The organism is Streptomyces sp. NPDC051987 (genome assembly GCF_040680735.1).
Lineage (GTDB): Bacteria > Actinomycetota > Actinomycetes > Streptomycetales > Streptomycetaceae > Streptomyces.
Genome location: NZ_JBFAXI010000052.1, coordinates 1 through 23,378, shown reverse-complemented (window position 1 = coordinate 23,378; position 23,378 = coordinate 1). Strand labels below are relative to the sequence as shown.

The following is a 23,378-nucleotide window of genomic DNA, read 5'->3' as shown; positions in this document are numbered from 1 at the left end:
CCCCTCCTCCCCGGTCCCCCTCTCGACCCCTCCCCACCCGCCGGGGGGGGCCCCGCGGCGCGCACCCCCCCACCGCCGTCCGAGCGCCCGTCCCGGGCGGCATCCACCGGAGGGCCCGTGTTCCGTTCGCCAGTCCGCATGTGTCCCGCCCGGCGCGCACTGCGCGCCGGGCTCGCCGCCTTGGCCGCGGCAGCCGCGACGGCCGCCCTGGGCGGCTGTTCGTCCGGCCCCACCGGACCGGCGGTTTCCCCTGAGCCGTCGCCGACTCCCGCCTCGTCCGCGTCATCCGCGCCGTCCGGATCCGCCACCCGGTCGGTCGTGCTCGACGAACGGGCCCGCGGAACCACGGTCCGGGTGGCCACCGGCACGCTCGTCGTGGTGCGCCTGCACAGCGCCTACTGGTCGATCCCGGCCGGCTCGGACCCGCGGGTGCTCGCCCCCGTCGGCGGCGGAACCACGGCCACCGCGAGCTGCCCGCCCGGCCGCGGCTGCGGCATCTCCTCCGCGCGGTTCACCGCCCTGCGGCCCGGCACGGCTCAGGTCACCGCCGGACGCGATGCGTGCGGGGAGGCCATGCGCTGCCCGCCGGGCCAGGGACGCTACGACGTCACCGTGACGGTCACCCGATAGCGCGGGCATCTGCCGGGCACCGCTTCCGGCGGGGCGCTGTCGGGCCACTGTCCACCGTCGCGTCCTTCATCGGGCGATCCCATCACGCCCCGGCCACGGGGCGACTGACCGAAAACATTATTGGCAGTGACTGACATTAAAGTGTTACGGTCGACGTGCCGGAAGATCGCGTTCCGAGGTCCAGGAGGAGGACCCATGAACGGTGCCGCCGAGCGTTCCCGCCTGCCCTTCGCACGACCGAACGTGCTCGATCTCGCCCCCCTGTACGAGGTGCTGCGCCGGGAGGCGCCGATCACGCCGGTCACCACACCGGCCGGGGATCCGGCCTGGCTGGTGACCCGCTTCGACGACGTGCGCGACCTGCTGAGCGACAAGCGGCTCGGCCGCTCGCACCCCGAGCCGGCACGGGCGTCCCGCATCACCACCGCCGCCGTGCAGGAGGGCCCTTCTGGCAGCTACGCCACCGAGGAGGCCGACCACACCCGGATGCGCCGGCTGCTCACCCCGGCCTTCTCCGCGCGCCGCATGGTGATGCTCTCCGACCACGTACGGCGGCTGGTGGACGACTGCATCGACCGGCTGCTCGCCGAGCGGGCCGCCGCGCCCGACCCGGTGGTCGACCTGCACGCCGGGCTGGCCTTCCCGGTGCCGGTCGCGGTCATCTGCCGGCTGCTCGGGGTGCCCGAGGGCGACCGCGACCACTTCGCGTCGCTGTCGGAGCGGATGGCGAACTACGCCATCGGCGCCGACGCCGAGCGGGCGCGCGAGGAGTTCAACGACTACATGACCACTCTCGCCGAGGCCAAACGCGCCAGGCCGGGCGAGGACGTCATCTCCGACCTGGTACGCGCCCAGAGCGCCGACGCGGACTTCGACTACGACGAGATGATCAGGCTCTGCGTCGGCCTGCTGTTCGCCGGGCACGAGACCACCGTCAACCGCATCGGGCTGGGCACACTCTTCCTGCTCACCCGCGCGGAGCAGTGGCGGGCCCTGGTCGCCGACCCGGCCGGCCGGGTCAACGCCACCGTCGAGGAGATCATGCGCCTGGGCGCGCCCGGGGACCTCGGCCTGCTGCGGTACGCCCACAGCGACGTCGAGGTCGGCGGGGTCACCATCCGATCCGGTGACGCCGTGATCCTCTCCGTCAACTCGGCCAACCGCGACGCGGCCGTCTACACCGACGCCGAGACGTTCGACCCTGACCGTCCGGAACGCAACCATCTCGGATTCGGCCACGGCCCGCACTTCTGCATCGGCGCGAGCCTGGCCCGCACGGAGCTGCGGATCGTCTTCGCCGCCCTGGCCGAGCGCCTGCCCGGCCTGCGACTCGCCAAGGACGTGGACGACCTCACGATGCGCACCACCCTCACCGGCGGGGTCAGCGAGCTTCCCGTGACCTGGTGAACCGGCGACGCGGTGGCCGGCATCCCGATGACATGCCGACCCGGTGCCCCGGCGACGCAGCGGCCCCGCAGCGCAGCGGCCCGATGACGCGGCGCCCCGGCGACCTGATGACCCGACAACGCGCCCCGGCCCGGCGACGCGATGACGTGGCGGCCCGGCGACACAGCGGCCCGACGGCGTGACGGCCTGGCGGACCGATGCACGCGGCGGCCCGGCGACGCGGGCCCGGCGGGCCGGTGGGGTCGCCGGGCCGGCCGTGTCAGTCCTCGTCGCGCAGACGGGACGCCAGGGAGGTCAGGGGCTCGGTCTCCTCGGTGTGGCCCAGGGCGGTGAGGCGCGCGACCGCGCCGTCGAGGCGGGCCAGGGCGGGTTCGGGGCGTTCCAGGTAGCGGCCCTCCACGACCGCCGCGAGCCGGACGCACTCGGCCCACTCGGCGGCCCACTCACCGGTCCGGTCCTGGTCGGATCCCGGTTCGCCGAGCAGGCCGAGCGCCTGCTCCAGGGCGGTCAGGGAGGTCTCGTACTCACCGGCGTAGGCGTTGACCCTCCCGTGTTCGTAGGCGAGGGCGCTGTCCAGGTCGCGGCCGCGGGCCTGGTGGCCCGCGGCGCGGGCCTCGTCGGCGACCCGCCCCGCGTCGGCGAGCAGGGCGAGGGCGTCGGCGAGACCCTCGGCGCCCTGCCGCTCCGCCTGGAGGCGGGCGAGTTCGCGCAGGCAGTTGCTGAGCTGTTCGGGGCGCGGCGCCCGTGCGTGGGCGGCCAGGGCCTGGTCCGCGGCCTCCCGGGCCCGGCCGAACTCGCCGGACTCGGCCAGGAGCACGGCGGTCTCCGCGGCGATCATGGCGTGGCTCCCGGGGTCGTCGTCCCAGCCGGCCGACTCGGCCGCGAGGGCCACGAACTCGGCCGTGGAGGCCTTGAGGTCCTCCCCCGCGTGCAGCGCGCGGGCGCGGATCAGGCGCAGCTGGGCGGTGAGCCGGTCGTCCAGCTCTCCGGTGGCGACGTCGGGTTCGGCGAGGAGGGAGTCGAGCAGCGCGATGCAGTCCTCGACACGCCCCAGGTCGAGGCAGAGCTGGGCCGCGTTGCTGTAGGTGCAGAACGCGTCGATCCGGCTGCCGTGGCGCAGTTCCAGCTCCGCCGAGCGCGTCAGGTGCCGCAGGGCCTCGTCGGTGCGGCCCAGGCGCATGCAGGCCCGGGCCAGATCACTGTGCAGGTGGGCGGTGCCACCGGTGTCGGACGGCCAGTCCGCGGCCAGCCGCAGGCTCTCGGTCAGGTCCGCGTGGGCGGCCGCCGCGTCCTGGAGACCGAGCCGGACCCGGCCGCGCAGGGCGAGCGTGCGGGGCAGGTGCCAGGCCGGGCCCCGCGCTTTCAGCAGGTCGAGCAGGGCGTCGAGCTCGGTGACCGCGCCCGGCAGGTCGCCGGAGACGGCGTACGTGCTGGCGCGCAGCAGGCGGGCGCCGGAGACCTGGCCCGCGATGTCGTGCCGGGTGGCGAAGGCGAGCAGCAGGTCCACCTCGGCGAGGACCGGCGCGACGTGCTCCTCGCTCCTCGACTCCTGCAGCCGCAGGCCGAGCGCGGTCGCCCGCAGCCGCAGCAGCCGCGCCTCCTGGTAGGGGGCGAGGCCGGCGGCCTCCTCGTGCAGCCGGACGAGGGCCGCGTGGACGGCGGACAGCCCGGCGGCCCGCGCATCGGCCCCGTCGTCGTGTTCCCCGGGGAGCCGGCCCGCCGGCAGCAGGGCGCAGGCGCGGGCGAGCGCCGCGTGGCCGGGCTCCCCGGCCTCCTCGTACAGGCCGGCGGCCTGCGTGTACAGGGCGGCCGCCGTGTCGTACTCGTCCTTCTCGCCGGCCTGGTGTGCCTGGGCCTCCAGCAGGTCCGCGCGCAGCAGTACGAGCGGTCCCACAGCCGGGTCGTCGGGGTGGACGTAGTCGGGGGCGGCGACGAGCGTGCGCAGCCGGGCCCAGCAGGCCGTCGCGTCCGGATGGCCCTGCTGGTCCAACTCCCGGGCGCGTGTGATCAGTTCGGGCAACGACTCGGGAACGGCGGCGGACGTGCGGGCGGCGGCCGGGGCAGCGGCCGGGGCCACGTCGTCGAGGCCACGGGTGCGCAGGGTCAGTTCGAGTGCGTCCAGGAGGGGGGCGCGGTCGAGGCGGGCGGCGCGCCGGTCGGTGTGGGCCGTGGTGCCGTTGCGCGCGTCGAAGCGGGCGGCGAGGTCGGCGGCGCGACCGCGCACCTCCGCGCGCAGACCGGCCACCGTCCAGCCGCGGCCCGCGTATCCGGCGGCGGGCAGGCCGCCGTGGCCGAGGGACTCGACGCGCTGGAGGAGGACCTCCACACCGGTGAGGAAGCCGAGCAGGTCCAGCGGCGAGTCGACCTCGTCGAACAGGTTCCGGTTCTCGGCGAGGAGTTCCAGGCCGCGCGCCTCGTTGCCGGTGAGCGCGCAGAACTCCAGGTGCCGGCCGACCTCGCCGGACATCGAGGGGTTGCGGCGGCAGGCGCGGTAGCCGGTGAGGTGCAGTGCGCGGGCCTCGTCGGTACGGCCGGTGCGCAGCAGCGGGAGGAGCGCGTACGAGACGGAGCGGGCGGGCTCCTCCCGGCACGAGTCCTTCCCGGCCAGGACCGGCTCCCAGGTGCGCAGCGCCCCCTCGTCGTCGCCCGCCGCGAGGTGGTGGAGGGCGCGCTCGCAGATCTCGCAGGCCTCGCAGTCGCTGAGCCGGGTGCGGGGCCGCCCCGCCCACAGTTCGAAGGCCAGGTCGGTGTCCTCGCCGATGTGCGCGGCGAGCCGGTAGGCCTGTCCGTAGTAGGGCTGGAGCGGGAGTTGGGCCTTCTCGTACCGGTCGCGCATCTCGGTCAGCCACTGGCGCAGGCTCGTCAGGGGTATCTCGGGCAGGGCGAGCAGGGCGTTGGCGACCCACTTGAAGCGCCAGAAGAGCTGGTGGCGCAGCCGCTCGTCGAAGACGTCGGGCTGCTCGTCGAAGAGGGTGAGCAGGCGGGCGAAGACGACGGGCGACTTCCGGGGCTCGGAGCCGTAGGTGTACGCCTCCTGGAGTTCGAGGAGGGCGTGCACGAGCGGCCGGGGCTCGGCGAACTGCTCGGCGGCCTCGACGAGTTCCTCGGCCGTCACGGTCCGGGTACGGCCGTAGGGGCGTCGGTCGTTCTCCTGCAGCGCCTGGTACAGCTCGTCGGTGGTCTGGGGTGCGGTCGGCATCGTCAGCTGTCCTTGCGGAGGGCGTGGGCGAGGAGATCGAGGAAGGAGCGGTTGATGAGGCTCGACTCGGCGGGCCTGAGCGGGCGCCGGGACAGCATCGCGGCCTGTCCGTAGAGGGCCTCGGCACTGGTGCGGGCCAGTTCGGGCTCGTCGATGGTGACGGCGGTGCGCACCAGCGGGTTGAGCTGGTTGAGGATCAGCTGGGCGCGCGGGGCCTCCTGGCGCAGGTGGCCGAGGATGTCGCCCCACACGCCGCCCTGCTGCTCGCGGGCGAGCTGGGAGCGGGTCCGCTCGTGCCGGGCCTCGCGGCTGTCGAGGAGGAGGGCCGGGGCGGAGGCGGGCTGGAAGGTGCGCAGCGCGACGTCGCAGTCGAAGACGGCGAGGGCGTCGCGGGCCTGGGCGAGGTAGGCCGCGGCGGCTAGTTCGGTCTCGCGGTCGACGGGGTCGAGGTGGGCGGTGAGGGTGGCCGGGTCGAGGTCGGCGACGCTGACCTCGGGCCTGATCTCCGGCAGCCGGTGGACCAGTTCCCGGTCGTAGGTGTAGCCGCCGTTGACCACGCCGAGACCGGCGGCCGCGGCGATGGCCGCCACCTGCCGGAACTCCTCCACGCTGGAGGTCACCAGCACGGTGCGGTGGGTGCGGGCGAACTCGTCGAGGGTGGCGTAGCCGTCGGTGGTCTCGAACGGCAGCCACGGCAGCAGCATCCGCAGGATCTCGTCGTCGTGCACGGCCAGGGACTTGACGGCCAGGTGGTGGGTCTGCAGGAAGCGGCCGAGGAGGTCGGGGTCGCTGGCGGCGGTCCGGGCGATCCAGGCGCGCAGCCGTTCGGCGAGGGCGTCGCGGACCGCGGCGAGGGTGTCGTCCTCGTACAGGGACTCGCGGGACGCCGTCGGGCGCAGGCTCTCGGCGTCGAGGACGCAGCGGACGAAGAACGCCCACTCGGGCAGGATCTCCTCGGCCTGCTCGGACAGGAGCATGCCCTTGACGTGCACGCGGTGGCCGTGTCGGCGCCCGGCCGGCACCGCCTCGGGCAGCACGCACGCGATGCCCTTCAGGCCCACGGCCGGCAGGTCCAGTTCGATGGTGTCCAGCGGCGTGAAGCCGAAGACCTCCTCGCCGTACGCGGCGAGCGCCCGGGAGCGCGCGCCGGGCGTGGGGTAGGTGCGCGCCCAGGGCGCGGGCTCGGGGTTGACGGGGCCGCCGCCGCCCCGGCCGTCGTCGAAGGTCACCGGGTGGCGCAGCAGCGAGCCGAAGTGCCTGGCGAGCGCGTGCACCTGGGCCGGGCGGGTCCATTCGTCCGCGTCCGCCCGGGGCGTGAGGGTGACGGTGGTGCCGGGCCGGGGGCGGGCGGCCGCGGGCAGGGTGCGCACGGAGTAGCTGCCGTCGCCGCGACCCCGCCACTCCACGGCGGGGGCGTCGGGGGTGCGGGCGGACCGGCTGACGACGTGGATCTCGTCGGCGACCAGGAAGCAGGAGAGCAGTCCGATGCCGAACTGTCCGATGAAGTCGGCCCGTTGCTCGGCTATCTTCTCGGCGCGCTTGCTGCTGCGGCCGATGGTGGCGAGGAAGGTGTGCACGTCGGCCTCGGTGAGGCCGACACCGTCGTCCTCCACCCGGACCACCGAACCGTCGGCGTACAGGCGGATGCCGAACGCGTCGGCGGCGGCGCCCGGTTCGAGGGTGTGCCGGGCGGTCAGCGCGTCCACCGCGTTCTGCAGCAGCTCGCGCAGGTAGACCCGCGGGCTGGAGTAGAGGTGGTGGGAGAGGAGGTCGACGAGGCCGCGCAGATCCACCTGGAAGGTGCGGTCGGCGCCGGCCGGGCTCACGGGCGGGTGGGGCAGAGTCATCACGGAGTCCGGGGTGGAGTGGTCGAACGGTGGCGTCGGGGGGTGCGTCGGACGGCTCGGGAGCGGCCGGCCGGCGGCGGCCGGGTCAGGCGCGGCGCCGGAAACGGGCGTACGCGTTCTCCGGCTGCGCCATGTAGGTCCAGGGCCACCGGGTGAGGGCGCCGTCCAGCTCGTGGTAGACGCGCGGGGCCACGATGCTCTCGGCGGCCAGCGACAGGGCCATGGCGAAGATGTTGAAGTCCTCCTGCCAGCCCGGCCGCCGCTGGTAGCCGGGGTGGAGGATGCTGCGCTTGGCCGCGTCCCTCAACTCGGCCTGGATCTCCGGTGTGTCGAGGCACTTCTTGTCGTCCGACTCCACCCAGTCCTCGATGTGGGCCATGGCGACCGCGCAGCCGAGGCCGTGGCCGTCGGGGGCGCCGGCGAACGCCTCGCGCGCGAACTCCAGGGCCTGGCCAGGCTCGCCGTGCCAGCGCGGCTGCAGGTGCGACACCCACGCGATGTGGGTGGACAGGTCCAGCGGGTCCCGGCGCAGGGCGGCGTCGCGCCGGGCCTCGTTGACAGCGCTGCCCAGCGACATGCCGCGGCCCGAGGTGAGCAGGCGGCGCCACGGCGTGATCCAGTCCGGCCGCAGCTCGGCGGCTTCGAGCAGCTGCTCCTCGGCGATGTTCAGCCGCTCGTAGAAGACGCGCCACTGCTCCCGTGAGACGTCCGAGGCCCGCGCGGAGGTACGCGCGTCCCAGCCCCAGTTGATGTGCCGGGCCCCGGATATCAGCAGCGCGGTCGCCCGGTGCTCCTTGTCCTCCTCGACGGCCCGGCCGATCCAGTCCTGCACCCCGTCCACCTCGGACAGTTCGCCCAGTACGTGATGGTCGCGGCCGAGGTCGAAGGGGGCCGCCGCCATCTTGACCGCCTCCCAGTCTCCCGACTCCGCGGCCACCACCAGCGCCATGACCCGGGTGTCACCGAGGCACTGCAGCCGGTACACCCCGTTCTGCCGGCGCGGTGCGGGAAGCGCGTGCGGATCCGCCGCCGGTCTCTCCCCGCCTCTGCCGAACAGCCTGCCGAACATGCCGCGCCCTCCCCAGGTCCCGCGTGATCGTTCCGGAGCAGCATAAGGGGGGCCACCGACATCGCTTCCACAGGATTTCCACAGACGGCGCACGGCGACCGGCCCCGCCGGCCGCCCGGCGGGCGTGCTGACCGGCCGTCTCAGCGGCGGTGGACGCTCACGGCGTACCCGCCGCCGTGGTACGGGTCGGCGTCCCAGGTGGCGAAGCGGTCGACGAGGGTGAGGCCGGCCGCGGCGCAGCAGTCGTCGTACTCCGGCAGGGTGATGCTCGGCGGCACGGGCAGATGGGCCCGGTCCAGGCCGAAGCCGGCGACCAGCAGACCACCCGGCCGCAGGGCCGCGGCCAGGCGCCCGAGGACGGCGGCCTCGGTGCCGGCGGCGAGGAGGGGGAAGAGGTTGCCCGCGGCGACCACGAGGTCGAAGTCCGCCGCGACGCCGAGCCGACGGGGCTCGAACCCGGTCAGATCCGCCTGGAACCACGGCAGGTGCGGCGCCTGCTCCCGCGCCACCGCCAGCATCGACGCGTCGAGATCCACCCCGACGCAGTCGTACCCGAGCTCCGCGAGCCGGATCATGACCCGCCCGGTGCCGCACCCGGCGTCCAGGACGCGCGCTCCGACGGGCACGAGTGCCGCGCAGAACCGCGCCTCGCCGTGCACGTCCGCACCGCTTCGGGCCACGGCGGCGAACCGGGCGGCGTACTCCCGTCCGGACGTTCCCCCGGTCAGCTCATGCCAGCGACTCATGGGACGCACTATAGGTCGGCCGCGCCCGGTGCGAGGACGCGCCCGAGCCGGCCGTGAACGCGGTGCCCGGACCACGGCCGTGGGGCGGGCCCGAGCGGGCCGGTTCGCGTTGCTCACGGCGACGTCGGTCCCCCGTGCTCGCCCCCGGACCGGGGTGCCGTCCGCCGCACCCGTGTACCGCACCCGTGTACCGCCGGGTGACTCCGGGGCGGCATCGCTCACTCGGGGCCGAGCGCCACGGTCGTCGTGACCCGGGTGAGCGAGGGTTTCCTCGGCACCGAGCCGAAGCCGAAGCGCACGGGAGGGTCGACGGGGGCCGCCACCCCCAGGTCGACGCCGTCGAAGGACGCGGAGACGAGTCGGACCGGCCGCAGGTCGCGGGCGCCGTACCACTCGCGTCGGCCCGCACGGGCACTTCCCCGGGTCCGCACTCCGGGCAGCAGCAGCCGGGCCGGCCGGTCCAGCAGCGCGCTCCACGCCGGACGGCGGGCGAGCGCGCCGGGCACGGCGCGCAGCAGCAGACCCAGCGGCCCGCGCCGTCCGGTGACGAAGCTCAACCGGAGCGAGCCGGCCGTGACCGTCCAGGTGCGGTTGGCGATGCCGACCCGCACCGGCACGACGCGCACGGTGTCGAAGACGTACGTGGCACCGATGAAGTCGGCCGTCTCCCGCGTGGGCGCCAGCAACAGGCGTTCGCCGTTCGCCCGTTCCACCATCACGTCGCTGAACGCGCCGAACGGTGAACGCTGCCAGTGGCCGAGCACGACGCGCGTTCCGCAGGAAGTGCCCAGGCCCGCGATCCAGCCCTCGAAACGCAGCCTGCGACGGCGGGCGGCCGAGGCCGGTTCCGGGGGCGGGACCGGTGCCGGGACCGGGGCCGAGGTGCCACGCCGGTTCATCGGCCCGTCCCCGCCGGAACGCTCCCTCGCGGGCACCGAGACATCCTGCCGCGCATGTCCGACTCCTTCCCGGAAGTGCCCGACCGGCTCGCCGGAGGGGGCCGGGAGACCCGCCGAGGCGGTGGGTTCCTCCTCCAGCATCCCAAGGCGGCCGTCCGGACGGGTGCGGTGCGGTACGGGCGTGCCCGCCGATTGCTCCGTCCGTGGGTACCGCCCGCCCGATCGGCGGTACGGCGGCTCATCCGGGAACCTCCCTCGCGGCCGGAGCCGCGAGGATGACCCGTGACTCGCGTCAACGGCGCGGACGACCCGCAGCGTCTGGAGAAGCAACACCTGTGACTGTTCTCAACGAACCGGAGCACCCGGCTGCCGACTACTACGAGAGCGAAGTGCCGCTCCGCGGGCGCCAGCCGGGCAATGTCGTCGTCAAGTGGCTGACCACCACCGATCACAAGACCATCGGCACGCTGTATCTGACCACGTCGTTCGCGTTCTTCCTGATCGGCGGTGTGATGGCGCTGCTGATGCGCGCCGAGCTCGCCCGGCCGGGCCTGCAGATCCTTTCGAAGGAGCAGTACAACCAGGCGTTCACGATGCACGGCACCGTCATGCTGCTGATGTTCGCGACGCCGCTGTTCGCCGGCTTCACCAACTGGATCATGCCGCTCCAGATCGGTGCGCCGGACGTCGCCTTCCCGCGGCTGAACATGTTCGCCTACTGGCTCTACCTGTTCGGCTCGACGATCGCGGTCGGCGGCTTCCTCACCCCGCAGGGCGCGGCCGACTTCGGCTGGTTCGCCTACACACCGCTCTCGGACGCCATCCGGACGCCGGGCCTCGGCGCCGACATGTGGATCATGGGTCTGGCCTTCTCCGGCTTCGGCACCATCCTCGGCGCGGTCAACTTCATCACCACGATCATCTGCATGCGCGCCCCCGGCATGACCATGTTCCGCATGCCGATCTTCACCTGGAACGTGCTGCTGACCGCCACCCTGGTCCTGTTCGCCTTCCCGGTCCTCGCGGCGGCCCTGTTCGCCCTGGAGGCGGACCGCAAGTTCGGCGCCCACGTCTTCGACCCGGCCAACGGCGGAGCACTGCTCTGGCAGCACCTCTTCTGGTTCTTCGGCCACCCCGAGGTGTACATCATCGCGCTGCCGTTCTTCGGCATCGTCACCGAGGTCATCCCGGTCTTCGCCCGCAAGCCGATCTTCGGCTACATGGGCCTGGTGGCCGCGACGATCGCGATCGCCGGCCTGTCCGTGACGGTGTGGGCCCACCACATGTACGTCACCGGCGGCGTACTCCTCCCGTTCTTCTCCTTCATGACCTTCCTGATCGCGGTCCCGACCGGGGTGAAGTTCTTCAACTGGATCGGCACCATGTGGAAGGGATCGCTGACCTTCGAGACACCGATGCTCTGGGCGGCGGGCTTCCTCGTGACGTTCCTGTTCGGCGGGCTGACCGGTGTCATCCTGGCCTCGCCGCCGATGGACTTCCACGTCTCCGACTCGTACTTCGTGGTCGCCCACTTCCACTACGTGGTCTTCGGCACCGTCGTCTTCGCGATGTTCTCCGGCTTCCACTTCTGGTGGCCGAAGATGACGGGCAAGATGCTCGACGAGCGGCTCGGCAAGATCACCTTCTGGACGCTGTTCGTCGGCTTCCACGGCACGTTCCTGGTCCAGCACTGGCTGGGCGCCGAGGGCATGCCGCGCCGGTACGCCGACTACCTGGCGGCCGACGGCTTCACCACGCTGAACACGATCTCGTCCATCGCCTCCTTCCTGCTGGGCCTGTCGATGCTGCCGTTCCTGTACAACGTGTGGAAGACGGCCAGGTACGGCAAGCCGGTGGGCGTCGACGACCCGTGGGGCTACGGCCGCTCGCTGGAGTGGGCGACCTCCTGCCCGCCGCCGCGGCACAACTTCGTCACCCTGCCGCGGATCCGCAGCGAATCCCCCGCGTTCGACCTGCACCACCCGGACATCGCCATGGCCGAGGCCGAGGCGCACAGGCTCCACACATGACCGGCGCGGGACGTCGCGGGGGCGGCGGACACCCGCCGGGAGCCGGCGGAAACCTCGCCGACCAGGCCGAGGGATACCTGTTGTGGCAGGCCAGGATCGCCGAGGCCGAACGCCGGGCGCGGGAGTTCACCGCGCGCATGGACTGGCTGACCACGGCCCAGCGCGACGAGGTCGAACGCCACCACGTCGAGGACACCCTGCGCCGGGCGCGGCAGGACCTCGAACGGGTCGCCGCCCGGTGCCGGTCCCTGCGCGCCGAGTACGAGCAGCGGTACCGCTCACTGCGCCTGCGCTGCATGGGGTGGTCGGTGGCCGCCTGGGCCGGTCTGGTCCTCGTGGCGGCGGTGTCCCTGATCCGCTGACGGACGAGTTGACGGGAGGGCGTGCCGACGGGAGGACCGGTCCCTGGTCCGCTGCCCGGCTTGCTCCGGACGGGTGACCGTCCGGGGTCAGCCGGCCTGCTTCACGGCGTGCAGGGATCCGCTGAGGGTGCCTTCCTGCTGTTCGTAGTGGGAGAGGGCCAGGCCGAGACCTATGAAGGTCGGGGCCCACTCACCGACGAAGATCCCCCACCGGTCGGCTCGCTCCACGCCGGCCTGCTCGGCTTTGAGGCTGGTGAGCCAGGAGGCGAAGCTCAGGCCGATGGACGCCACTCCGGCGATGTAGGCGTGTTCGCTGCGGATGCCCATGTCGTGCATCTTCTTGATCACCATGGGGTGCTCCGTTCTGTGGTGTGTCCTGTCGGGGTACCACCCTCAATTCCACCCATACATCACCAATGGGACAATTCGAGCATTGCAGCGCACCCCCTGCCTGCCGGCGAGGCCGACCCCGGACGAGGTGCCGCCCCTGGGAGACGCTCAGTTCGCGGGATGGCCGGGCGTGATGTCCAGCGCGTCACTCAGGCGCAGGAGAGCGGTCCGGCCGCCCGCGACGTTCCGCGCCACCTCGGGGGCCAGCAGGAAGCCGACATGGTCGCCGCCGTCGATCCGGTCCCGCACCCGGCCGACGAACCAGGCGGGGGCCTCGTCGAGCACGGGGGATCCGCCCGGCCCCGGATGCCACGCGACGTCGGCGAACTTGTCGGTGCGGTCGCCGGTCTCGCCGCCGAACAGGCGCGCCAGCCGGTCCTGGTCACGCCGGAGCAGATGCACCGTGAGCCGTTCGGCCCGCTCGGCCACCCGGAAGGTCCGGTTGGCCCGGGACAGCCAGACCAGGAACCGAACCGGTCTGATCGAACACTGGGAGCCGAAGCCGACCAGACAGCCCGCCCGCTCACCGGCGGCCTCCGCGGTCACGACGTACAAGGGATAGTCGAGCAGGTCGGAGAACGGATCGAGGTCGGTCACGGCACTCGGCTCCTCACTCAGGAGATCGGCAGCGGGGCAGAATCTCCGAGTCTCCGGTCCACCCGGTCCACACACCCGTCGTCCGGGCGCCGAGACCAGACGCTGGACGCAAGGGCCACCCCACCGCCGGGTGAGCCGGGCGGCGAGGCGCAACCGCGCCGCTGCCCGCGCGCCTCGGGTCGGGCTCCGCGGGATCAGTCGGCCACGGCGTTCCGTTCGATGCCGGCGATCAGCGTGCGGAACCCCCAGGAGAGACGGCCTTGCGGATCCTCCGTGGAGAGCAGCACATCCGCGAGCGCGGCGATGTGCGGATGGGTCCGCTCCGAGATGCCCTCCACCGTGCGGCGCAGCGCGTCCCAGTCCTCGTCGGGCGCGCTGTCGGCGCCGTGCTCGGCGGCCGTTGCGGTGGCGTGCAGCAGCAGGAGGTCCACGCCCAGCGCGGCCTGTGCCGGCGGGACCTCGCCCTCGGCCAGCAGGGCCAGCAGCGTCTCGATCAGGTTCAGGTAGTTCGGGCCGCTCGGCCGGGCGGTGAGCGCGGAGCGTGCCAGGGTCGGGTGCTCGAAGAGCATCGCGGTGTACGCGGTGAGCACCCGCTCCAGCCGCTCGCGCCAGTCACCCTCGGTCGGCGCGGGCCCGACGGTGCCCAGCAGTTCGTCCAGGACGGCCGCGTGCAGCTCGGCGGTGTTGCGGACGTAGACGTACAGCGAGGCGGGGCCGGTGTCGAGCTCCTGCGCCAGCCGGCGCATGGTCACCTTCTGCAGGCCCTCGGCGCGCAGGATGGCGATCGCGGCGGACACGATGCCGGTCCTGGTCAGAGCGGGCTTGGCGGGGCGCTCGCGGCGGCTGCGCGGAGCGTCGGTACGGTCGGTCACGCGAGCAACGTAACGAACACGTTCGTGCCCGACAAACCCGGCACGCCTCTGGACACCCCGTCGACCACGACGTCGCATGCCGTGAGCCGGCTTCGAAAACCTTGCCGACCACCCCTTCGTCAAAGGGGTTCAGGATCGCGACGGCAAGTTGTTACCGAGTCGTAGCGGATGTCCATCCGGCTCCTCTAAGCTCTGCGCGTCCCCGAGCACCACGGAAGGATCTGACATGCTCATGATCCGCAGAAGAATCCAGGCCGCGTTCCTGACGGCCTCGGCCCTGCTGCTCGGTGCGGTGGCGATACCCGCCGCGCACGCCGACGATGTCGGCGGCCAGACGCTGGCCGGAGTCTCCGGCACGGGCATACACAACACGTACGACGACAAGTCCACGTACACCTACCTGGCGAACGCCCTGGACACCGGCACCTCCCTGGTCGAACTCGACACCTGGCACAACGTGTTCAACGGCAAGTGGGACGTGAGCCACAGCAACCCGCTGGGCAGTGACGACAACTGCGTGCAGGCGAGCACGGCCGCCGACCTCTACACCGGTGACCGCAACCAGAACCTCGACAGTTGCCTCGACGACATCCGGATCTGGCTCCAGGCTCACCCCACGAGCCACCCGGTCATGGTCAAGATCGAGATGAAGAACGGGTTCTACAGCACCCTCGGCATGACGCCGACCACGTTCGACAGCTACGTCAGGACGCATCTCGGCAGCGTCCTCTACACGCCCGCCGACCTGCTCACCAAGAGCGACGGCTCGCGGTACGCGGATCTCGACACCGCCGCGAAGGCGAACAACTGGGCGAGCTACGGCTCACTCGCCGGCCGGGCGATCGTGGAGATCATCCCCGGCACCTTCGAGCAGGCCGTCAGCCCCGCCTCCTCGTGGTCGGACGTGGTCTACGCCCAGCACCTCAAGGACCTCGCCGCCGCGGGGAACATCAGCCAGGCGGCGGTCTTCCCGAGCGTCCTGGGCGCCCAGGCCGTCGACCCGCGCACCCGCTACAGCGACACCACGCTGCGCCCCTGGTTCGTGGTGTTCGACGCGGACGCGGGCGCCTGGGTCGGCGACGGCAACACCGAGTGGTACAACACCAACCACTATCTGACGGTCGTCACCGACGCCTACGACGTCTCGCCCGCGCTGAGTTCGTCCGCGCCGTCGCCGGCCGACGCCCAGGCCCGGGTCGCCCTGCTCGCCGCCGACGGGGCCTCGTACATCTCCTCGGACTGGATCACCGCCCCGGCCGACGGCGTCCTCAGCGACGTACTGCTCCGTGACTGACGCCCGCCGCCCGCGGGCGCTCCTGCGTGTCCTCACCACGGGTGCCGCGGCCCTCGCGCTCGCCGTGTCCGGCCAACTGGCCGACGCGGCGGGGGCGGTGGCCGCGACCGCCCCCGTGTCCCTGGTCAACCCGTACATCGGCACCGGCGGCAACGGCGACTTCAGCGCGGGGAACACCTTCCCGGGCGCCGACGCGCCGCACGGCATGCTCCAGTGGTCGCCCGACACCTCGTCACGCCCCAAGGGCGGCGGCTACAACTACTCCGACTCGGCCGTCTCGGGCTTCAGCCTCACCCATGTCTCCGGCGTCGGCTGCGACGCAGCCGGAGACCTGCCGATCCTGCCCGTGGTCGGTTCGCTCGGCTCGGACCCCGCCTCGACGACCGAGTCCTTCGCGCACTCCGACGAGACGGCCTCGCCCGGCTCCTACTCCGTCAGCCTGGGCAACGGCACCAGCGTCGCGCTGACCACCAGCACCCGTGCAGGCATCGGCCAGTTCACCTTCCCGTCCTCCACTCAGGCGAGCCTGCTCCTCAAGGTGCAGGACACACAGACGCCGTACGCCTCCTCGACGCTCGGCCTGTCCGGCGGCGACACGGTGACCGGGTCGATCACCAGCACCGGCTTCTGCGAGGACACCACCCCGATCACGCTCTACTACGCGATCACCTTCGACCACCCGTTCACCGCCACCGGCACCTTCACCGGCGGCGAGTACCTGACGTTCGACACCACGAGCAGCAGGACGGTCGAGGCCCGGGTCGGCATCTCCTACACCTCGGTGGCGGAGGCCGCGGCCAACCGGGACGCCGAGGTGACCGGAAAGACCTTCGCGGCCGTCAAGTCGGCGGCGGCGTCGGCGTGGAGCGCCGAGCTGTCGAAGATCGCCGTCACCGGAGGCACCCCGGCCCAGCAGAAAGTCTTCTACACCGCGCTCTACCACGCCTCGCTCTTCCCCGCCGTCATCAGCGACGCGGACGGCTCCTACCGGGGCTTCGACGGCGCGGTGCACACGGTGGGCAGCGGTCACTCGGCGAAGTACGCCGACTTCTCCACCTGGGACACCTACCGCTCACAGGCCCAACTCACCGCACTTCTCGACCCATCGGCCGCGTCCGACATGGCGCAGTCGGTCGTCGACGACTACCAGCAGGGCGGCACGCTCACCAAGTGGGGCTTGGAGACCGCCGAGACGCACATCATGGTCGGCGACTCCGCCGTACCGCTGCTCGCCGACTACCACGCCTTCGGCGCACGGAACTTCGACACGTCGACGGCCCTGTCCGCCATGGTCAGGGAACAGACGACCGACACGGACGTCACACCCGGCGTGACCTACCTGGACTCCTTCGGCTACCTGCCCACCAACTCGCTCTACGGCTGCTGTCACGAGTACGCCACGACGTCCACCCAACTCGAGTACGACACCGACGACTTCGCACTCTCGGCGTTCGCGGGCGCGCTCGGTGACACCACCACGCAGAAGAAGTTCCAGGACCGGGCGCAGGACTGGGAGAACATCTACAACTCGTCCTCCGGCTACATCCAGCCCCAGCACTCCAACGGCCGCTGGATGGACGGCTTCAACGCCAAGCTGATCACCGGCACCTCGTCCAACGACTTCGCCGAGGGCGACGCCTTCACCTACACCCCGATGATCCCCTTCAACCTCGCCAAGCTGGCGTCCCTGGAGGGCGGCACCTCGTCCCTGGCGTCGTACCTGGACGGCGTGCTCGGCGGCTTCCAGGGCCTGGGCAGCGTCATCGGCACCCAGTCCAACATGGGCAACGAGCCCAGCATCGGGCTTCCCTGGGAGTACGACTGGGTGGGGGAGCCGTACAAGACGCAGTCCACCGTGCGGGCGGTCCAGGACCAGCTGTGGACCAACACAGCGGGCGGGCTGCCCGGCAACGACGACCTCGGCGAGATGAGCGCCTGGTACGTGTGGTCCGCCCTCGGCCTCTACCCGGAGATCCCGGGCACCGCCGACCTGGCCCTCGGCAGCCCGATGTTCACCTCGGCGGTGGTCACGGCAGGCGCACACACCCTCACGGTCAACGCCCCAGCGGCAGCTGACGGTTCGCCGTACGTCCAGTCGCTGAGCCTCAACGGCGGCTCCTGGAACAAGGCGTACGTACCGGCCTCGTACCTCAGCGGCTCCGCAGAGCTGGACTTCACTCTCTCCTCGTCCGCCAACACCTCCTGGGCCGCGGCCGGTTCCGCTGCTCCGCCGTCCTACGACGGCACCCCGGGCACCGGAGTGGCGCAGCCCAACGGCACGCTCACCGAGACCGCCACCGGCAAGTGTGCCGACGACGCCGGCGCGGGCACCTCGAACGGCACCGCCATCCAGATCTACACCTGCAACGGCACCAGCGCGCAGACCTGGAAGGTGGTCCCGGACGGCACCCTCCAGGTGCTCGACGACTGCATGGACGTGACAAACGGCGCGACCACCTCCGGCGCGAAGGTCCAACTGCACACCTGCAACGGCACCCAGGCCGAGCAGTGGAAGTCGGACCCGTCCGGTGAGATCGTCAACCCGGTCTCCGGCCTCTGCCTCACCGATGCGAGCAACGGTGCCACCGACAAGACCCAGCTGACCATCGCCACCTGCACGGGCAGCGTCGGCCAGCGCTGGACGGTTCCGTCGTCCGGGTGACGCATGTCCGGTCCGGGCGTTCAGGGTGCACGACACGGTGATCTCGGACGTCTACGGTGAGTTGATGGCCGGCGGCACCCGGGGGAGCTCCCACCACCTTGAGGACCGGGTCCTGGTCCATGTGATGGGACGCGGCGAATGGCGCTTGCTCTCCCCACGCAACCAGGGCGAGACCGCCGTGCCGGCTGGGCGGTTCATCGTGCGCCATCCGCGACCGGGCGACCGTCGGCTCGGCCGACTCGCCCGAACTACGACTGCTCATGGCATACGCCGACATTCGACGACACCGAACCCCTCCTGGCTCCCGCGTTGGCCCAGGCGGCCAGGGACATCGCGGGCAGCCGCCTCACCGACCCCGACCTCTCCCCCGCGACGCTGGGCCGCGAACTCAAGGTCTCCGTACGGACGTTGCATCGGGCCTTCGCCGAGACCGATGACTCGGTGGCCGCGTACATCCGCCGCGGACGCCTGGAGCAGTCCCGCGTCGAACTGACCGCGCCGGGCACCCGCCCCAGGGTCTCGGAAGCAGCCGCACACTGGCAGTTCGCCGACAGCAGCCACTTCGTCCGCGCCTTCAGGAAACAGTACGCAGAAGTGACCTGCGGACCGGGGGCTGCTTCAGGCGATGGCCACGCAGGCAGGGCCGCGACCGTCAGGTCGGGGCCCTGATCCGCGTATCGCCACAGCCAGTGTCGAAGCAGGGGTGTCGGGCAGGGACCGATCAGGTCAGGACGAGTTCCAGTACGGTGACCGAGAGCGGCGGCACGGTGCTGGTGAAGGACGCTGCCGCGCCGGTCACGGTGCTCGTCCTGGGCACCAACCTGTCAGGGTCCGTGAGCGTGTTGGTCGTGTCGCGCGAGAGGCCGGTCAGGACCGTCGCGGTGGCACGTCTCTTGACCCCCTTCACCAGCCCCTTCAGCTCGACCGGCACGTTCACCTTCTCCGTCCCGCTGTTGACGACCGCCAGGTAGAGGCGGTTCCTGGAACGGGTGGCCACGGTGGCCAGACCGGGCAGCGCACGCGCGGTGGCCGGCAGCACCGTGGTGCCGACCCTGCTCGTCAGCATGTGCTGTGCCCAGTAGCTGGGCGACACGTAGCTGGTCAGGTTGTCGTAGGCGATCAGGTTGGTGGCCCAGACGTTGTTCTTGACGTGGGAGAAGAGCGGCGCGTAGCACTCCATGAGGACCTGGTCCGAGTTGCGGATCAGCCCGGCCAGCCAAGCCGCGTCGCCGAGTGCCGCGTTGAGGTCGGGTGTGGGGCGGCCCTCCTGCGCGGCCCACTCCCCGACGAACACCTTGGTCGAATTACGGTCCCGGTTGTCGTACTTGTGGGTGGAGGCCTGGGCAGCGGACGGCGCGAGGTAGTAGTGCTCGTCGATCAGGTCCGGGGTGCGGCTCGTCACGGACGTCGTGGCGATCAGCTTCAGATGCGGGTACTTCGCCTTGATCGCGTCGTAGAAGGCAGCGAACCGCTCGTTGTAGGACCCGGAGGAGTCGAACCAGTCCTCGTTGCCGATCTCCACGAACTCCAGCGGGAACGGCTCCGGATGTCCGTCGGCGGCACGTCGTGCGCCCCAGGCGCTGGTGACAGGACCGGTGACGTACTCGATCTCGTCGAGTGCGTCCTGGACGAACGGCCCCAGCGCGTCGCCGGTGACGTGCTCGCCCTTGAGCGAGTAACCGGCGTAGACGGCGAGGACCGGCTGGGCGTGCATGTCCTCGACCCATTGCAGGTATTCGAGGAGTCCCAGGCCGTCCGTGGACCAGTAGCCCCAGGCGTCGTCCATGTGGCCCGGGCGCTCCCAGACCGGACCGATGGTGTTCTTCCAGTTGAACCGGGTCGCAATGGTGTTGCCTTCGACGAAGTTTCCGCCGGGGAAGCGCAGGAACTTCGGCTTCAGAGCGACGAGTTTCTCCATCAGGTCGATGCGCAGGCCGTTGGGCCGGTTGTTGTACGTGGGCGGGAAGAGGGACACGTGCTGGAGCCACAGGGTCTCGCCCGCGGCCTCGGGGGCGGCCGTGGTGACGGTCAGCCTTGCGTCACCGACCACGGGCGTACGCGAACTGGTGCGCAGGGTCAGCTCGAAGGGGCGGTCTGGGAAGACGGTGCCGATGTGGGGCACGTGGGCGGATGCGTAGACCGTCGCGCCGTCCGCCGACTCGATGGCCACCGTGAGCGGGCCGAGGCGTCGCGACGCCTTGGCGAACAGACGAGCGGTGTACGTGGTTCTGGGCCGCACGGGTATCCCCCAGAAGCCGTCGTTGGCGACACCGGCCCGGTTTCCGGCGCCGGTGCTGCTGGACAGCACCACCTTGAGGGAACGGTCGAGTGCAGCGTTGAGCGGGGCGGCGGTGTCGAGGGCGAGGGTCGTTCCGCCGACGGCGGACCAGTGGACGGGCGACGTGTCGTCGGCCATCATCGAGCGGTTCTGCACCAGCTCCGCATAGATGCCGCCCTCGCCGGAGTGGTTGATGTCCTCGAACATCAGGCCCGGAAGGATCGGCGACACGGCGTGCGCCGGGGTTCCGACGTCCACGCTCAGCAGCGGCGTCGTGGTCTCCACCGGGACGCCGGCCAGTGCCGCGATCTGGTCGGAGGCGAGAACGGACGGGAACATCCACACGTCGTCGATCAGGCCGTGCCACTGGTCGACGTGACCACCGCCGTAGAGCGCACGGCCGATGGCGGTGTCGCCGCTGCCGGCCCAGCCGGCGGCATAGGCGGTCTCCCCCTCCAGAACGCCGTTGACGTAGAGGCGAATGACACCGGCGGTCGGGTCGCTGACGCCGACCAGGTGGGTCCAGGTGTCGGTGGCAGGCGCCGAAGCGGCGGCCGCCACCGCGGCACTCTGCGTGGCGTCCGAGTCGAGCCGGGCGAAGGCGAAGGTGCCGGTGTCGTCGCGCAGCCCCAGGTAGAAGGCGCTGACGACCTTGCCGTCGATGCTGACGGCGGTCTGATAGCCGCCGAGTTGAGCGAGGTTGACCCAGGCGCCCACCGAGAACGCCTGGGAGGTGTCGAGGGCCGGCCCGGACGCCGTGGCGTTGCCGCCCGCCCTGAGGCTCAGGCTGTGGGTGCCGACCTTGCCGGTGTCCCAGCCGGCCGCCCCCTGGATCGCCGCGGTGCGACCGTTGCCGGAGGAGTCTGCGGCGGAGGTGCCGGTGCCCTCGTCGAAGGTCCAGTGGGCGGCTGCGGCGGGGAGGTCCGCGGCAGTGGCGCTCGGGGTTGTGCCGGTGAGTTCGGCGGCCCTGGCGGGATCGGCGGCGAAGGTCCCGGCGAGGGGGGCGGCGCCCAGGACCGTGAGGACGGTTCTGCGCGGCACTCCGGATTCTGCAGGCATGCGGCTCATTCCTCTGTGACAGACCGTTGCGTTGCGTACCGGCCGGATCAGGCAGCCCGTCGAAGCCGCCAACCAACCTTGTTCGACATCTCGTACAGCGATCGGTACTTCGAGCAGCAGTGATCTTAAGGTGTCGGTGAGGTCCGTCAATACCCCTCGTACGACTTGCCGCGACACGCGAACTCGAAGCCGCCGACGCACTTCCCCGCGCTGCGTCGGCATTGCCGCAGCTCTCGTCCTTCGTCGACCAGGTGCTCGCCGGCACCGGCGCGTCCCAGGTCGACATCGCCGGGCACTCCCCTCGACGGGGCGGTCTCGTGGCATGCCGCGCCAGTCGTCAAGCGGTGGGCGCCGAGGCCGGGGCGTACTCGAACCAGTCGAAGGCGACCGTGCCCTCCGTGGCGTACATGCCGATGACGCGGCCGGTGAAGCCGCAGGCGACCTCGGTGGACAGGTAGCGCCCGTCCAGTTCGACGAGTGGCTGGGTGTCCGGGGCGTCGGGGTCGCCGAGCCAGAAGGCGACGGTGTCGGGGCCGGTGGTCCCGCCATCGGTGAGTTCGGGCGACGCGGGCACGAGGTCGCACGTCCGGATCGCGACGGTGAGGGTCAGCGGCCCGGACGGGACCGGTCGGCTGACCACGGTCTGGCGCAGCGGCCCGATCCGGGCGACGACGCAGGCCTCTCCGTCCCCTACCTCCAGTTCGTAGTGGTGGGCTTCGTCCAGACGCACGCAGAGGCCGCCGCGTCCCGTACCCGGGTCGATCGCTGCGGTGACGCGGCAGTCGTGGTGTTGCTGGCGGCGGCCGACGAAGGTGTACCCGGGGCGGTCGAGGGTGGCCCCGGTGGCGTGGAGGGCCAGCCGGCCAGGGCGCTCGGTGAGCGACCAGGAGCCCTCCGGGCGGGCGAACGGCGAGACCCACTGCGGAGCGAGAGCGGAATCGTCGAAGTCGTCGCGGGCGGGAAGGGCAGGAACGGGGTGCCAGGCACCGCCCGGGGCCGCGTGGCTCTCGGGAACGGGCGCGACGACGGGCCAGCCGTCCTCGTCCCACTCCACGGGGGTCAGGAACGTCTCGCGGCCGAGCACGTGCACGTCGGGCGTGAAGCCGCGGGGCCGGACGCCGAGCAGCACCATCCACCAACTGCCGTCGGGAGCCTGCACCAGGTCGGCATGGCCGGTGTTCTGGATGGAGCGCGCGGTACCGCTGTGGGACAGCAGGGGGTTGGCGGGCGCGCCTTCCCAGGGGCCGCGCGGTGAGCGGCCGCGGGCGATGGACACGCTGTGGCCGCGTTCGGTGCCGCCTTCCGCGATCAGCAGGTACCACCAGTCGCCGATGCGGTAGAGGTGCGGCGCCTCGGGATACTTGAGGCCGCTGCCCGACCACGTGGCGAAGGGCCCCTCCAGAACCTCCCCCGTGACCGGGTCGATCCTGGCCATGTTGATGCCGCCTTCGGGCCCGGAGAACGCGCACCAACAGGTGCCGTCCTCCTCCCACGCCAGATCGGGGTCGATCCCGTGCAGGTCGATCCAGACCGGGTCGCTCCACGGCCCCTCGGGCCGCTCGGCCGAGACGACGAAGTTGCCGCCGCCGTCGATGTTGGTGTTGATGACCCAGTAACGGCCGTCGTGGTGGCGGATCGTGGGGGCGTACAGGCCGCCGGACGCCTTGGCGCCGGGGAGCGGCAGCGGCAGTTGTCCCGGCCGGTCGAGCACGTTGCCGATCTGCTCCCAGTGCACGAGGTCCTTGCTGTGGAAGATCGGCAGCCCGGGGAAGTATTCGAAGCTGGAGCACACCAGGTAGTAGTCGTCACCGACCCGGCACACGCTCGGATCGGGGTGGAACCCGCTGATCACAGGGTTGTCGTAGGTATGCACAGAAGGTGTTCCTCTCGGGCGGCCGGGTGCCGCCGTCCGCGTCGGTCCGGAAAGCTGATCACCGCGTGCGGCAGGGGGGCGGATCTCATGAGTACGTGCGCGGCGAGCCGCTGCCTCGGGTCGTCACGCCGGAGACCTCCGGCCCGGCCCGGCCGGGCCGGAGG

17 protein-coding genes are annotated in these 23,378 nt (G+C 71.8%); 7 read left to right on the top strand and 10 right to left on the bottom strand.

The window, feature by feature from the left end:
• Positions 1-318 precede the first annotated feature (318 nt).
• Positions 319-630, top strand: coding sequence for a hypothetical protein (locus AB0M11_RS25665; protein ID WP_365709321.1), 312 nt, complete (start codon positions 319-321; stop codon positions 628-630).
• Between the two features lie 195 nt (positions 631-825).
• Positions 826-2,037 (top strand): cytochrome P450, encoded by a 1,212-nt coding sequence (locus AB0M11_RS25660; RefSeq protein WP_365709319.1) that lies wholly within the window; start codon positions 826-828, stop codon positions 2,035-2,037.
• 259 nt (positions 2,038-2,296) lie between these two features.
• On the opposite strand, the gene AB0M11_RS25655 is transcribed toward AB0M11_RS25660, so the two are convergent.
• The 5 genes from AB0M11_RS25655 to AB0M11_RS25635 form a co-directional block, all read right to left on the bottom strand.
• Complete coding sequence (locus AB0M11_RS25655) at positions 2,297-5,236, bottom strand: hypothetical protein (protein ID WP_365709317.1); 2,940 nt, start codon at positions 5,234-5,236, stop codon at positions 2,297-2,299.
• 2 nt (positions 5,237-5,238) lie between these two features.
• Positions 5,239-7,083: an HSP90 family protein gene (locus AB0M11_RS25650; protein ID WP_365709315.1), complete on the bottom strand. Its 1,845-nt coding sequence runs from the start codon at positions 7,081-7,083 to the stop codon at positions 5,239-5,241.
• Between the two features lie 85 nt (positions 7,084-7,168).
• A complete protein-coding gene (locus AB0M11_RS25645) occupies positions 7,169-8,152 on the bottom strand; it encodes a hypothetical protein (protein ID WP_365709313.1) in 984 nt (327 codons plus the stop codon).
• A gap of 140 nt (positions 8,153-8,292) precedes the next feature.
• Positions 8,293-8,898: a class I SAM-dependent methyltransferase gene (locus tag AB0M11_RS25640; protein WP_365709311.1), complete on the bottom strand. Its 606-nt coding sequence runs from the start codon at positions 8,896-8,898 to the stop codon at positions 8,293-8,295.
• 218 nt (positions 8,899-9,116) lie between these two features.
• Positions 9,117-9,797 carry a hypothetical protein gene (locus tag AB0M11_RS25635; RefSeq protein ID WP_365709309.1) on the bottom strand — a complete coding sequence of 227 codons (681 nt, stop codon included), beginning with the start codon at positions 9,795-9,797 and terminating at the stop codon, positions 9,117-9,119.
• Positions 9,798-10,132: 335 nt separating this feature from the next.
• On the opposite strand from AB0M11_RS25635, the gene ctaD reads away from it, so the two are divergent.
• Both ctaD and AB0M11_RS25625 read left to right on the top strand, forming a co-directional pair.
• Positions 10,133-11,827 (top strand): cytochrome c oxidase subunit I, encoded by a 1,695-nt coding sequence (ctaD, locus tag AB0M11_RS25630; RefSeq protein ID WP_365709307.1) that lies wholly within the window; start codon positions 10,133-10,135, stop codon positions 11,825-11,827.
• A complete protein-coding gene (locus AB0M11_RS25625) occupies positions 11,824-12,189 on the top strand; it encodes a cytochrome C oxidase subunit I (RefSeq protein ID WP_365709305.1) in 366 nt (121 codons plus the stop codon). The genes ctaD and AB0M11_RS25625 overlap by 4 nt, the downstream gene beginning before the upstream one ends.
• Positions 12,190-12,276: 87 nt before the next feature.
• Here the strand turns inward: AB0M11_RS25625 and AB0M11_RS25620 are convergent, their stop codons facing one another.
• From AB0M11_RS25620 to AB0M11_RS25610, 3 genes are all read right to left on the bottom strand, one after another.
• Positions 12,277-12,540, bottom strand: a complete 264-nt coding sequence (locus tag AB0M11_RS25620) for a hypothetical protein (protein ID WP_365709303.1) — start codon at positions 12,538-12,540, stop codon at positions 12,277-12,279.
• Positions 12,541-12,687: 147 nt separating this feature from the next.
• A complete protein-coding gene (locus AB0M11_RS25615) occupies positions 12,688-13,176 on the bottom strand; it encodes a flavin reductase family protein (protein ID WP_365709301.1) in 489 nt (162 codons plus the stop codon).
• A gap of 194 nt (positions 13,177-13,370) precedes the next feature.
• Positions 13,371-14,048 (bottom strand): TetR/AcrR family transcriptional regulator C-terminal domain-containing protein, encoded by a 678-nt coding sequence (locus AB0M11_RS25610; RefSeq protein ID WP_365709299.1) that lies wholly within the window; start codon positions 14,046-14,048, stop codon positions 13,371-13,373.
• A gap of 232 nt (positions 14,049-14,280) precedes the next feature.
• On the opposite strand from AB0M11_RS25610, the gene AB0M11_RS25605 reads away from it, so the two are divergent.
• The 3 genes from AB0M11_RS25605 to AB0M11_RS25595 all read left to right on the top strand — a co-directional run bounded on the left by AB0M11_RS25605 (position 14,281) and on the right by AB0M11_RS25595 (position 18,673).
• A complete protein-coding gene (locus AB0M11_RS25605) occupies positions 14,281-15,342 on the top strand; it encodes a hypothetical protein (protein WP_365709297.1) in 1,062 nt (353 codons plus the stop codon).
• A complete protein-coding gene (locus tag AB0M11_RS25600; protein WP_365709295.1) occupies positions 15,335-18,004 on the top strand; it encodes a lectin in 2,670 nt (889 codons plus the stop codon). Before AB0M11_RS25605 ends, AB0M11_RS25600 begins: the two co-directional genes overlap by 8 nt.
• Positions 18,005-18,313: 309 nt before the next feature.
• On the top strand, positions 18,314-18,673 hold the full coding sequence (locus AB0M11_RS25595; protein ID WP_365709293.1) for a helix-turn-helix domain-containing protein: 360 nt from the start codon (positions 18,314-18,316) through the stop codon (positions 18,671-18,673).
• A gap of 52 nt (positions 18,674-18,725) precedes the next feature.
• On the opposite strand, the gene AB0M11_RS25590 is transcribed toward AB0M11_RS25595, so the two are convergent.
• Together AB0M11_RS25590 and AB0M11_RS25585 are read right to left on the bottom strand one after the other, a co-directional pair.
• Positions 18,726-21,341 carry an alpha-L-arabinofuranosidase C-terminal domain-containing protein gene (locus tag AB0M11_RS25590; protein ID WP_365709291.1) on the bottom strand — a complete coding sequence of 872 codons (2,616 nt, stop codon included), beginning with the start codon at positions 21,339-21,341 and terminating at the stop codon, positions 18,726-18,728.
• A gap of 337 nt (positions 21,342-21,678) precedes the next feature.
• On the bottom strand, positions 21,679-23,214 hold the full coding sequence (locus AB0M11_RS25585) for a glycoside hydrolase family 43 protein (protein WP_365709289.1): 1,536 nt from the start codon (positions 23,212-23,214) through the stop codon (positions 21,679-21,681).
• Between the last annotated feature and the right edge of the window lie 164 nt (positions 23,215-23,378).

Excerpts from the sequence above, each read along its gene's own strand:
- AB0M11_RS25625 (WP_365709305.1), top strand. The coding sequence starts at position 11,824 with ATGACCGGCGCGGGACGTCGCGGGGGCGGCGGACACCCGCCGGGAGCC.
- AB0M11_RS25655 (WP_365709317.1), bottom strand. The coding sequence starts at position 5,236 with ATGCCGACCGCACCCCAGACCACCGACGAGCTGTACCAGGCGCTGCAG.
- AB0M11_RS25660 (WP_365709319.1), top strand. The coding sequence starts at position 826 with ATGAACGGTGCCGCCGAGCGTTCCCGCCTGCCCTTCGCACGACCGAAC.
- AB0M11_RS25620 (WP_365709303.1), bottom strand. The coding sequence starts at position 12,540 with ATGGTGATCAAGAAGATGCACGACATGGGCATCCGCAGCGAACACGCC.
- AB0M11_RS25635 (WP_365709309.1), bottom strand. The coding sequence starts at position 9,797 with ATGAACCGGCGTGGCACCTCGGCCCCGGTCCCGGCACCGGTCCCGCCC.
- AB0M11_RS25645 (WP_365709313.1), bottom strand. The coding sequence starts at position 8,152 with ATGTTCGGCAGGCTGTTCGGCAGAGGCGGGGAGAGACCGGCGGCGGAT.
- AB0M11_RS25650 (WP_365709315.1), bottom strand. The coding sequence starts at position 7,083 with ATGACTCTGCCCCACCCGCCCGTGAGCCCGGCCGGCGCCGACCGCACC.
- AB0M11_RS25605 (WP_365709297.1), top strand. The coding sequence starts at position 14,281 with ATGATCCGCAGAAGAATCCAGGCCGCGTTCCTGACGGCCTCGGCCCTG.
- AB0M11_RS25640 (WP_365709311.1), bottom strand. The coding sequence starts at position 8,898 with ATGAGTCGCTGGCATGAGCTGACCGGGGGAACGTCCGGACGGGAGTAC.
- AB0M11_RS25590 (WP_365709291.1), bottom strand. The coding sequence starts at position 21,341 with ATGCCTGCAGAATCCGGAGTGCCGCGCAGAACCGTCCTCACGGTCCTG.